This is a genomic window from Acetatifactor aquisgranensis (assembly GCF_943193215.1).
GTDB classification, from domain to species: Bacteria; Bacillota; Clostridia; order Lachnospirales; family Lachnospiraceae; genus Acetatifactor; species Acetatifactor aquisgranensis.
The window spans coordinates 35,453-46,295 of the sequence record NZ_CALPDH010000037.1 but is presented as its reverse complement, the minus strand read 5'-3'; the positions used below and the strand labels follow the sequence as shown (position 1 = coordinate 46,295).

12 protein-coding genes are annotated in these 10,843 nt (G+C 54.2%); 4 read left to right on the top strand and 8 right to left on the bottom strand.

From position 1 onward, the window contains the following. Together NFS35_RS23965 and NFS35_RS23960 are read right to left on the bottom strand one after the other, a co-directional pair. The coding region (locus NFS35_RS23965; protein WP_251209580.1) for an RpnC/YadD family protein at positions 1-646 on the bottom strand (646 nt) is incomplete at its 3' end. A 37-nt stretch (positions 647-683) separates the two neighbouring features. Beyond that, a complete protein-coding gene (locus NFS35_RS23960) occupies positions 684-1,007 on the bottom strand; it encodes a hypothetical protein (protein WP_251209579.1) in 324 nt (107 codons plus the stop codon). Between the two features lie 107 nt (positions 1,008-1,114). Here NFS35_RS23960 and NFS35_RS23955 point away from each other — a divergent pair, with 107 nt between their 5' ends. After that, on the top strand, positions 1,115-1,744 hold the full coding sequence (locus NFS35_RS23955; RefSeq protein WP_251209578.1) for a response regulator: 630 nt from the start codon (positions 1,115-1,117) through the stop codon (positions 1,742-1,744). Beyond that, positions 1,720-2,388, top strand: a complete 669-nt coding sequence (locus NFS35_RS23950; protein WP_251209577.1) for a hypothetical protein — start codon at positions 1,720-1,722, stop codon at positions 2,386-2,388. Before NFS35_RS23955 ends, NFS35_RS23950 begins: the two co-directional genes overlap by 25 nt. Before the next feature lie 51 nt (positions 2,389-2,439). Here NFS35_RS23950 and NFS35_RS23945 read toward each other — a convergent pair whose 3' ends face one another. From NFS35_RS23945 to NFS35_RS23920, 6 genes are all read right to left on the bottom strand, one after another. Then, on the bottom strand, positions 2,440-3,843 hold the full coding sequence (locus NFS35_RS23945) for a sodium-dependent transporter (protein WP_251209576.1): 1,404 nt from the start codon (positions 3,841-3,843) through the stop codon (positions 2,440-2,442). A gap of 160 nt (positions 3,844-4,003) precedes the next feature. Further along, positions 4,004-4,876, bottom strand: coding sequence for a phosphatidylserine decarboxylase (locus NFS35_RS23940; RefSeq protein ID WP_251209575.1), 873 nt, complete (start codon positions 4,874-4,876; stop codon positions 4,004-4,006). A 12-nt stretch (positions 4,877-4,888) separates the two neighbouring features. After that, the gene (locus NFS35_RS23935; RefSeq protein ID WP_251209574.1) at positions 4,889-5,545 is read right to left on the bottom strand and encodes a CDP-alcohol phosphatidyltransferase family protein; all 657 of its coding nucleotides are present in this window, start codon (positions 5,543-5,545) and stop codon (positions 4,889-4,891) included. Positions 5,546-5,684: 139 nt separating this feature from the next. Beyond that, entirely contained in the window at positions 5,685-6,746 is a 1,062-nt protein-coding gene (locus tag NFS35_RS23930) for a lysylphosphatidylglycerol synthase transmembrane domain-containing protein (RefSeq protein ID WP_251209573.1), read from the bottom strand. Positions 6,747-6,750: 4 nt separating this feature from the next. Beyond that, positions 6,751-7,446: a phosphatase PAP2 family protein gene (locus NFS35_RS23925; RefSeq protein WP_251209572.1), complete on the bottom strand. Its 696-nt coding sequence runs from the start codon at positions 7,444-7,446 to the stop codon at positions 6,751-6,753. A 248-nt stretch (positions 7,447-7,694) separates the two neighbouring features. Then, positions 7,695-9,590, bottom strand: coding sequence for a glycoside hydrolase family protein (locus NFS35_RS23920; RefSeq protein ID WP_251209571.1), 1,896 nt, complete (start codon positions 9,588-9,590; stop codon positions 7,695-7,697). 370 nt (positions 9,591-9,960) lie between these two features. Here NFS35_RS23920 and NFS35_RS23915 point away from each other — a divergent pair, with 370 nt between their 5' ends. Further along, positions 9,961-10,566, top strand: a complete 606-nt coding sequence (locus tag NFS35_RS23915; RefSeq protein ID WP_251209570.1) for a helix-turn-helix transcriptional regulator — start codon at positions 9,961-9,963, stop codon at positions 10,564-10,566. Further along, positions 10,539-10,682 carry a helix-turn-helix domain-containing protein gene (locus tag NFS35_RS29975; protein ID WP_408629654.1) on the top strand — a complete coding sequence of 48 codons (144 nt, stop codon included), beginning with the start codon at positions 10,539-10,541 and terminating at the stop codon, positions 10,680-10,682. The genes NFS35_RS23915 and NFS35_RS29975 overlap by 28 nt, the downstream gene beginning before the upstream one ends. The last annotated feature ends 161 nt before the right edge of the window (positions 10,683-10,843 follow it).

Genomic DNA, 10,843 nt, shown 5'->3' with positions numbered 1-10,843 from the left:
CTGCCCTGCCTTCTGCCCTGCCTTCTGCCCTGCCTTCTGCCCTGCCTTCTGCCCTGCCTTCTGCCCTGCCTTCTGCCATTCCAGATTCTCTGCTCTTGTTTCTCTCTTCCTCGATTTCTTCCTTCATAAGCGCTCGTAGTGCATCACACATGGCAAAATCCCTCCTTACCTCATCGTAGACTTTCTCATTCGCAGAAATGCTGACCTGCAGGACTGCCTCCACATTGTCCCTGTCCCCCGGTGCCGTCAACAATGCCGCCTTGCCTATGAAAGTCCTGATATCTTCCTCTCTGGCATTTCTGGATAGAATGCATAGCTCGCTGTGGGCCTTAGGGCTTAGCTGCCCTGTCACCACAATCTGTGTGGCGAACAGCACATTCCCCTCTATATAGTATATTCCCGGAAAACGCTGTTCAACCTTAAGTCCCGCTTTTTTCAAAGCTTTCAGCAATTCCCTGGGACATCTCTCCCGGAAAATCGATACTGTCAGCTCTTCCGCGGGAACTTCGTCCACCGTCTCCCCGAATCCTTTGTACAGACATGCATATCCTATCGTCTTGTAGTCGTCGTCTATGGACAGTCCATCCTCCGGACTTTTGTACTCTACTATATAAACGGCATTTAATTCTTGCCAGTCGTATAGCACAGCCAGTCATGCCGTTTATCCGGTTTTGGGGCAAGATTTAATCGCTACATATATATACATTGTATCTTTTGAAAATGCGCCCAATCTCATTCTCAATGCGTACATCCGCCAGCTTCTTTATAATGAGCAGATCCATCCGAAGCGGCGCTTTGCTCAGATTGTATTCTCTCTCAAACGCAAGCGCGTCTTTATTGGAAATCAATTCAAGCTCTGCCGCACTGTAGAAACCCGGGTGCCATTGAATCGTTGCCTTTTCAAAGGAATGCCCTTCTTCAAAGGAATGCCCTTCTTCAAAGGAATGCCCTTCTTCCTTGTTCCCCGCCACCGCAAGCACCTCCTGTCTGTACCTCCATTCTATCATCCGCCCCCCGGAAATGGCAAGTGCTTCGGTTGCTTTTTTCCGCCGATTTGTTTATAATGGAAAAAAGACATTACAAATGCAGCCCGTTTTCAGATAAGAGGTAGGTCATGTATCAGGTCATCATAGCGGAAGACGAGTTTTTCGTGCGTCTGGGCATCAAGAACAGCGTCTCCTGGGAAAAATACAATATGCAGGTAGTCTGTGATGCCGGCAATGGCGCGGAGGCCCTCCGGGCTATCCAAAAAAGCTGTCCTGACGTCCTGATCACCGACCTCCTGATGCCCGGCATGGGCGGACAGCAGCTGATTGAATCCGTGCGGGACGCGGGGCTGGAGCCCTATATCATCGTCATCACCTGCCTGGAGGAGTTCAAGACCCTCCAGAAGATGATGTCCCTGGGAGTGCGGGACTATCTGCTGAAGGCCACCATGACGGAGGCCGAGATACAGGCCTGCCTCCAGAAGGCCAGGGAGGCGCTGGACAAGCAGGCCAGGCAGCTCGAACCTGCCCGGGCTCCTGTGGGAACCCGCTTCTCCCAGCTCATGCAGGCCTATCTGGCAGATGAATCCCTCTGCAGGCAGACCCAGGGCGCGCTGGAGGAACTGAACTTATCGGCGGCAGGAGCCATCCCTGCCATCCTGGGATACATCGAGGAGATTTACCAGGGGGACAGCCCCGCCTCCGGTTTTCCTGCCGGGCATGCCTGCCAGAAATGGCTTATCAAATGGACACCCTGATGGGCAGCCTGTCGGGTATCCGTCTTCAGTTCATCCAAAACAAGGACATACGCTTCCTTTACGCCAGGTACGCGGACGCAGGCGCTTCCATCACCCTGTACGATGAAAACGGCAATTCTCTCCTGTCCGTCCCCGAGGCCTCCCCTGCGTCCGCCAGCCCCGGCTCTTACAAGGTATTCCAGGATACAGTCATTACCATCCCCCTGACCCGCACCGGGTGGTCCCTGACCGGCAGAATCCCCTTTTCCGTATTTCTGCAGGGCTCCCTCCCTCTGCTTTTGACAGTAGGCTCCATATTTCTGGTTGCAATTTTTATGGCTGTCCTGCTCTCCTCTGTGGCAGGGCGCAGACTGTTGAACCCTTTCCAGGAAATCACGGCTCAGATGGAGCCGATTAACTCCTGGGGCGACCGGCAGGCGCTGTTCACGGAAGAGGGCATCCGGATCAAAGGGCTCCGGGAATCGTTCCTCGATGCCGCCGGGTGCCCCACGCAGCCAAAAGCCCGGGAAGACAGAATCCTTTCCTGCCATGAAGGCCATAGGTATGCGCTCCGTGTGGCGGGCGGAACCGTTGCCGCCAAGGACGGCGGCTTCTTGATTTTGTCTCAGGAGGAAGAATTCACCCTTTTCCCGGAAAACATTTGACGTTAAAAGCGGGCAGGAACTTACCCTGCCCGCTTTTAAGCCTTCTTACTTCTAAATCACTGTCAAAATCCCCACCGATTTCAGGAAAAGAATCACCAAAAGCACTGGCGCGATGAACTTCACCATCACCACATACAGCCCGCGCCTGCCGAACCTGTCTCCCGTCTTCTCCACCTCATCGATGACAGCTTTGGGCTTCAGCAGCCATCCCACCAAGAGACAGGTTCCGATTGCCACCAGCGGCATGAACAGATTGTTGCTCAAATAGTCCATGACGTCCAGAATCTGCGCTATGGCCCCATTGGGCAGCTCCAGCTCGAAATACCACTTGTTATAGCCAAGACATACCACGATTCCCGCGGCAAGGGCCACCGCCATCTCAATCAGAGACGCCTTGAGCCTTGACCAGCGGAACTTGTCCATCAGGCTGGAGACCACAGCCTCCATTACAGAGATGGCGCTGGTCAGCGCCGCGAACAGCACCATGGCGAAGAACAGGCCGCCGATGACATTCCCGATTCCGCCCATGGCCGAAAAGACCTTTGGCAGCGATACGAACATCAGGCTGGGCCCGGAAGCCTCCATTCCCTCCCTGCCCATGAAAGTGAATACCGCCGGAATGATCATGACTCCGGCAAGGAAAGCAACCAAAGTGTCAAAAATCTCAATCTGATTGATAGAGCGCACAAGATTCGCGTCGTCCTTTACATAAGAGCCATAGGTCACCATGATTCCCATGGCCACGCTCAGGCTGAAGAACAGCTGCCCCATGGCGTCCAGGAGCACACTGAAGAACCCCTTCAGCGTGATTCCGCTCAAATCCGGCACCACATAGATCCGGAAGCCCTCAAGCCCCGTCCTGGTCACGCCGTCGGCATCTGTATGGGAAATCGTCAGGGAAAAGACGGCGATTCCCAGCACCAGAAGGATCAGAACGGGCATCAGCACCTTGGAAAAGTTCTCAATCCCCTTATTTACGCCCAGGATGATGACTACAGATACCACCGCAAGGAAAATCGCCAGCATCACGATGGGCGAGACCTCGGCGGTGATGAAACTGGTAAAATAGCCGTCCTCCGCCGCCTGCATGCCCTCCCCCGTCAGGTACGCCAGAAAATACCTGATCACCCAGCCGCCGATCACGCAGTAATAGGGCAGGATGATCACCGGCACCAGCGAGGCCAGCACTCCCAGGAATCCCCATCTGGGCCGCAGCTTTGTGTATGCCGTCAGGGGACTCTGCTTCGTCTTCCTGCCGATAGCGATTTCCGTGACCAGAAGCGTGAAGCCGAACGTCAGCGCCAGAATCAGATAGACGAGCAGAAACAGCCCGCCGCCGTCCTTTGCCGCCAGATAGGGAAACCTCCAGATATTCCCCAGCCCCACGGCGCTTCCGGCCGCTGCCAGCACAAAACCTACTGAGCCTGAAAACGCGTTTCTTTTTTGATGTTCCATAGTTTTCCTCCAACCTTTCTCCGACATGTCTGTTTTATGACAGAATTTCGATTATCCAAATGCCATTGTACCAATTGTCAAAAACTTTTACAATAGTCTTTTGATAAAGAATCTGCCCTTTGTCTGAAAGGAAAAAGGATTCGCGCCGATACGGCTTTGTTCAGCCCGCGGGTCTTCCCCCTACCCGCTCTCCCAGCCGAACTCTCGTCTCCCATCCCCGGCGGGAATTCTCCAGGATATCCTCATCCGGCAGGGCCGCGCCTTTCTTCGTCAGGAGAATGACCGTGGAGCCGCCGAAAGCGAAACGCCCTTTCTCCCATCCCCGGCGCACACGCTCTCCTCTGAAATGGTTATGAATCTTCCCCACCAGCATGGCTCCCACTTCCATCTGAATCATTTTGCCGAAATGCTCTGACCTTATCACACAGTACTCCCTGGTGTTCTCCTTATAGACAGGATACCTGTCGTTGGCCACAGGGTTCACCGTGTGCAGCACTCCCGGAATCCTCACGGATCCTGTCACCCTGCCGCCGTCCGTATAGATATACCGATGATAATCCTCCACGCACAGCCGGAACACCCACACATACCCTCCGGCGTATTCCGCCGCCAGCCTGTAATCCCGCAGGAGGCTCTGCGCTGTGTACCGTGTATGTTTGATTGTAAATTCGCATTCCCCGTCCACAGGATAGACGCTGACTCTGCTGTCGCAGGGACTGACCAGCGCCTGGGGAGAGGAATCTATGCTGCGCGCCCCTTTCGCCATTCTCCTGGTGAAGAAATCATTGTAGGATTCATACTCCTTTTGCTCATAATCCGCCATGTCAATGGAATGGCTGCGCATGAACCAGGGAATCAGCGCTTTTGAAAACCCTGAATCCAAAAAACCCCCAACCAGTCGCGAGACCGCCGGGGATACCAGGGGCTTCAGCAGCGCCCTGCCGAGCACATGGCCGTACAATCCCTTCAGGATACGGTCCTGCAGGGATTCAGCCTCCACGATTTTTCCTCTTCTGTCAACCACCAGACCCATAAGATACCTCCTTTACAGACTCCCCTTGATCAGGTTCCGCCAGCCGTGCCAGGCAAAGAGAATCACCGTCACTGCCACTGCCACCACAGCCACAATCAGGAGTACTTCCCTGACGGAGGGCTTGCGGAGCTGGAAATTCAGGATAAAAAGAAAACCCACCAGCGCCACCACGATATGCAGCGCCACCACAAAAGCCATATGGCTGGGAAACAGCGGGGAGACAACGAACAGGATGGGCAGCGCGATGGCCATGGAAGTGATGGGCAGGCCCTGATAATACTTACGCGCCCCCCCTTCTTCGGCCTGGCGCTTTGCCTCCATCACATTGAAATACCCCAGCCGGATCAGTCCGGCCAGCCCATACAATGCCAGAATCGCCATGCTCCAGATGCGGTCCATCCCCAGTTTGAAGCAGATGACAATCGGCAGTACGCCGAAGCAGACGATATCGCACAGGGAGTCGATCTGGATTCCAAAGCTCTTCTCATCCTCCGTGCGGTTCTTCTTGGTGCGGGCAATCTTCCCGTCGAACATGTCGCACAGCCCCGATAAGGCCAGGAAGAAAATCGCCCAGCGCAGATTCATGGTGCTGGCGCTGAAGATTCCCGCCACCGCCGATATAAAGCTGATATATGTAAGTATCACCGTGTAATCATAAAATCCTATCATGCGAACCCCTCCTCACATTCCGTCGCCCGTTCCAAAAGTCCTGTCTATACAATATGCCCGTCATCCGCGCAAATAGTCGTAAATAGCCATAATTAAACAAATAATACAAAGTATATATCGGCAGAGTTCCCCGATTATTTTAGCCCCCTTTTTCTGCCCGCCGGAAAGTGTAGTACAGCTGGGCCGCAATCGTAAAGAACGCGCTGATCAGAAGCTCTCCGTAATACCCCATCCCTCTGGACAGAACCATGGCCGGCAAAAGCACCGTCCCAAAGACCGGGGCGAATATGTTCATGAACAGGGCCTCGCTGATTCCCATGCCCCCCGGCAGCGGAAGCATATCCACCGAGACGGATATCACAGCCTGCAGGAACACCACATCCCACACAGAAGTGCCCCGCATGCCAAAGGCCTGATATACCGTCCATGTCACTGCGAACAGCGCCATACGCTGGACAAAGGTGACAAATATCACCCGCCAGATCACTCCCGCATGCTCTTTCAGGTACAGAGCAGTCTCCCGGTATACCTCCATGGATTCGCCCAGCTTTCTGCCCCTCTCCTTCTTACGTTTCAGGAAACGCCGCCGCTCCAGCCATTTCATCCCCCACCGCAGAATGGACTCCGTCAGGACCGGATGGAACACCAGCACTGTCATGAAAGTGACGCAGAACACATTCAGCGCAAGTCCCAGATAAAAGACCGGGAGGATTCCCTCCAGATACCGGTGCAGGAAATTCCGGCCGAAACAGACGACCCCCAGGCCGATGACCACAAGCACCAGCTTGTAGGTGATGGTCACCACCATCAGTATCACTGCTGCTACCGGGATGGGTATCTTCTCTTTTTTCATATAATATATCTGCATAGGCTGGCCGCCGCTGGCCGAGGGCGTGATGCAGCTGAAAAAGAATCCCACAGAGGAAAACAGAAAGCAGATTCTCTTCTTCAGGCGGATGCCAAAAGAGCCCAGCATATGCCAGAGAATGACGGACTCGCCCCAGATGAAGAACAGCACCAGCGCGGCGCCGGGAATCAGCCACCTTATGTCCGCCTCCCTGATGGCATCCATCATCCCTTCCAGGTCCTCCCCGTGAAAGACGCCGTAAACAGTGAGCGCGAAGACCGCGGCCACAAAAAGAGCATTCCCGATTATTTTTTTCCTGGAATTCTTTTTAACCTGGAATTCTTTTTCTTCCATAATCTCACGAGTCTCCTCCTTCCAGCCGAAGTCCTCTGTTGATTTTATTCAGAATCTTTTCATAAGTACCCCATACTTTCGGTTTTTTTCCGATGAAAAGACAGACTTCCGCAAGGAGGATTCCCCCGATTACATCCGGTACCACATGCTGCTTCGTGGTCAGCGTAGAGACGCAGACCATCAGCGCCAGCACACAGGAAAGCCCGCGGTACCATAAGGAGACGCTTCTTTTGCCCCGCAGCCCGATATAGCAGAACCAGCTCACCAGACAGTGGATGGACGGGAAGAGATTGTCCGCCGCGTCCGTGGCATACAGGCCGATTATCACCTGGTTCCAGAAGCCCCCCTGCTCCACCAAAGGCCTGGTATTCGTGGTGGGATAAAGCAGATAGAAGGCCAGGCACACACACCTGGACAGGAAATCCGCCGCAAAAAACTGACAGACATGTCGTTTCCCCTGCCTGGCAATCAGGATGTAATTGGCGATCCAGAACAGATAGCAGCCCAGGTAAATCACTGCCGTCCACGGCACGAAAGGTATCAGCCGGTCCAACTTTCCCTCTATATTATGGTGGGGCCATCCTCCGGCAATCACCCGGGATCCAAAGTACACCGTCATATTCCAGACGACAGCCACGATAAGCGGAATCCTGCCATAGGGCGGAATGACGGCATTCCATATTTTTTTCAACTTTTCCATATCTATTCCTGTTTTCTCTTTCCTATAAAATCCATTTCCTATAAAATCCATATAAGAATATAGCAAAATTTTCCCTGTGGCTCAATACGTTTTCCCATATCTTTAATAAATCTTTAGAGAATATTAAGTCCGAATCCCTCCCGCCCAATACGCAAATATGCCAACGTCAGAGGCAAGCCGTCCAACGTTGGCACATGGATTTATCATCTGTTTTTCGTATCTCTCACGCCCTCCGGCAGCGCAGATACTCAGTCCGCTTTCGCAAGCCTTGGCATCTCCGCCATGCGGAGGGTGGTGCATCCGTAAGGGTAGAGGCGCTTCGTCACCGCCGCCCCCGCAGGCCTGGCGGATTCCGGCTTTTCCTTACACATGCCGTCTTCTTTCCTCCAGTCCAAAGGCACCATCTCCATCTCCAGCATGACAGGGGGCTTCTCCCGGTCAAAGGGCATAGCGGGGAACTCTTCATGCACTACATTTATGTCTTCTTTCCCGAAGCCGAACGCCCAGTCCGACTTAGGTCTGATAGCGTAATCGCAGTAAGGGAACTTCCTCTCCACGCCGTCCCTCTCGTACTCAATCCGCTCATACTCCGCCTCTATGGGCAGCGCGTAGAACAGAGGGCCTCTCCGCAGAGCCGCCATGCCGCTTGGCCGTTCCACGAATTCCGGCTCAAAGGTAAAGGAAATCTCTATCTCCTCTTCTCCCCACATTTTCCGTTTCGTAAAGAAGGTGCCGGGGCAGGCCTGCTGCACTTCCTCTCCCATGCGTACCCGGGCCGACTTGGCGAAGCCCGGAATCCGCACAGAGATTTCAAACTCGAACCGCTCCTGCGGCAGGACCTTTATCCGGAGCGTATCCCGGAACGGATACCGGGTGTCCACCCACAGGCACACATTCTTGCCCAAAACGGATGTCTCCACCCGCACAGGCGCGATGGCCGTCACCGCCAGCCCCTCTTTTGTCCCCATCACCGCGGACAGGGCGAACTTGGGCCAGCCCTGGTTGAAATTCGCCGTACAGCAGCCGAAATTGGGCTCCAGGCCAAAGTTGTGGGACTCTCCGCTGTTGGAGCAGAAGACCACTTTCTCCTCGGGCACTCTGGTGCATTCCACCTGGTTGGTCATCTGGTCATACTGATGGGTCCACATGTCCGCGCTGACCGTAGTAGCCAGACCGTTAAAAGCTGCCTGTTCCAGCAGATCTCCCCAGAAAGGATTCCCGCCGACGGAAAGCAGTTCCTCGTAGGAATACATGGCCTCCACCACGCTGCAGCACTCGCTGCCCTGCAGAGGGCTGGTCCCGGCCAGGCACTCATCCCCCGTGAAATGTCCGATCGCCATGCCATGCTCCTTCATCAGCTTCCGGTAGAACTCCAGCGCAAAGGCATCGCAGTCCTCCCCTGTCAGGAGGCTCATCTCCGCCCTGGACTTTAACGCCATGGCTACATTCACCACATGATTCACATAAGTCCAATAGCGCTTCACATCGGGCTTCTTAAAGGAAAGCTTTGTATACAGCTTCTCATAGTCGATGCCGCAGCCCTCCAGCACATAGGCCAGTTCGTCCATCCAGGGCTCCGGTCTCCTCTCGTGGAGCCACAGCAGCGGAATCATGCACTCGAACCACCGGGCCGCGCCCCAGCCGAACAGGGTCTTTGCGCTGATATGGCAGAGCAGCTGCTTCAGCGCCCTGTACACCGCTTCCTCGATGCGCTCATCTTTGCTGCAGGCCTCATAGACCACCAGCACCTTGCAGATCAGGAAAGCCGCCCACACATCATACCGTTCCCTCTCCTCCACGCTGCAGGGACAGATCCAGCCGTCCTCCTGCTGCCCGGAGAGGATTGCGTCTATGTAGCGCTTCGCCCTGGCCTGCAAACCGGCATCCTCCAGAAGCCAGGCCAGCGGGATGAAGCCGTCCAGCCAGTAGGGCACTCTCTCCCAGCCCTCCCTGTCGCCTCCGATCCACTTGCTGTCCCGCACATCCGGCCAGATCAGGTCCAGATGCCCGGATAAGCCCCTGGCCTGGAGCTCCAGCTGTCTCTTGAGCCAGCCCTCCGGTCTGATATCTGCGGGGCTTAGATAAGTCAGTTTTCTGTTCTTCCACTTTGCCGCATTCTCTTCCATCGCTATCTCCTTTATCATCCTGGTTCATCCTGATCCACAGTATACCATGCCTGAATTCTTTTTACAATTTCCTTTCACAAAAAAATCCTGCCGCCCCCAGGGCACACTTGTCCGCACGAATCATTCCGCGCCCCTCAGCTCCCGGCAAGCGCATGCTTCACGGCTCTGTCGAAGTCCTCCTGCAGCAGATCCGCTCCCTCAAGACCGCTATGCAGACGGACCAGTCCCTTTTTCATGGTTTACCACGCTCACTCCAGGGCGTTCTTCATTTCCGGCGTTATGCAGTATATCTATTCCATCGGCGCCTGTCCCCTATTCTTTTACCGCGCCCGCGATATTTTCCACAAAAACTTCTTTCATGAAGCCGAACAGGACAATGGCGGGGAGCATGGCGATCAGGGTCCCTGCCGCCACATTGCCCCAGTTGATATCATACCGTTTCCTCTCGGGGAACGGAAAGGTCTACTCCATCGGGTGCCCTCCCCAAAATGCCGGCCGGATTCCCGGCGACGCGGACTGGAAGAGCCTGGAAAATGAGCTGCGGTGCAAGAGCCCTCAGGAAACCGCGGACAGGCTATGCTCTTACATCGACGGCTTATACCCTCTGGTGTATAACTTTGTGTACCTCATCCAGCCTATTTATGAATTGCTGATCCGCCTGAACTATGCTCCGTCAAAGGCGAACTGGGACTATTTTACCGACAATGCTTTCTGGTCCTCCCATGAGAACAGGAACGAGATTCTTCTCCTGATTAAAGAGGAAATCTCCCTCACCTGCCTCTCCAAATCCCCGGAGGACGATCTGCCTGTGACGGAGCGGGCCAAGGCTTTCCTCACGGAGCATTACCGGGAGCCGATTTCCATGGAGATGCTGGCGGAATCCTTCCATCTGAATCCCCGGTATTTTTCCACTTTGTTCAAAAAGAAAGAGGGGGCTCCCCTCTCGATTACCTCACCGGGATACGGATGGATGCCGCCAGGAATCTTTTGCTGAACACGGACATTCCTGCCTCTGAAGTCTCTTCCCTTGTGGGATATGAGGATCCCAGGTATTTTTATAAGGTGTTCAAAAAATATACGGGACAGACGCCGACGGATTTCCGCAGTTGACACTGCGCAGCTCCCTGCTCTTCCATTGAGGCATGGCTTTTAACTTATTTGTTTTTAAATTATACTTTATTGCTATAATACATCATATACTTATAAGGATGCATTCTCTTTTTCCGATTTACTGCACATCATTGCCATTCTGCCCATATACTGCCGGAAAG

Coding starts and splice junctions, on each gene's coding strand:
- NFS35_RS23950 (WP_251209577.1), top strand. CDS start 1,720: ATGGCTTATCAAATGGACACCCTGATGGGCAGCCTGTCGGGTATCCGT.
- NFS35_RS23945 (WP_251209576.1), bottom strand. CDS start 3,843: ATGGAACATCAAAAAAGAAACGCGTTTTCAGGCTCAGTAGGTTTTGTG.
- NFS35_RS23930 (WP_251209573.1), bottom strand. CDS start 6,746: ATGGAAGAAAAAGAATTCCAGGTTAAAAAGAATTCCAGGAAAAAAATA.
- NFS35_RS29975 (WP_408629654.1), top strand. CDS start 10,539: ATGGATGCCGCCAGGAATCTTTTGCTGAACACGGACATTCCTGCCTCT.
- NFS35_RS23925 (WP_251209572.1), bottom strand. CDS start 7,446: ATGGAAAAGTTGAAAAAAATATGGAATGCCGTCATTCCGCCCTATGGC.
- NFS35_RS23940 (WP_251209575.1), bottom strand. CDS start 4,876: ATGGGTCTGGTGGTTGACAGAAGAGGAAAAATCGTGGAGGCTGAATCC.
- NFS35_RS23915 (WP_251209570.1), top strand. CDS start 9,961: ATGGCGATCAGGGTCCCTGCCGCCACATTGCCCCAGTTGATATCATAC.
- NFS35_RS23920 (WP_251209571.1), bottom strand. CDS start 9,590: ATGATAAAGGAGATAGCGATGGAAGAGAATGCGGCAAAGTGGAAGAAC.
- NFS35_RS23955 (WP_251209578.1), top strand. CDS start 1,115: ATGTATCAGGTCATCATAGCGGAAGACGAGTTTTTCGTGCGTCTGGGC.
- NFS35_RS23960 (WP_251209579.1), bottom strand. CDS start 1,007: ATGATAGAATGGAGGTACAGACAGGAGGTGCTTGCGGTGGCGGGGAAC.
- NFS35_RS23935 (WP_251209574.1), bottom strand. CDS start 5,545: ATGATAGGATTTTATGATTACACGGTGATACTTACATATATCAGCTTT.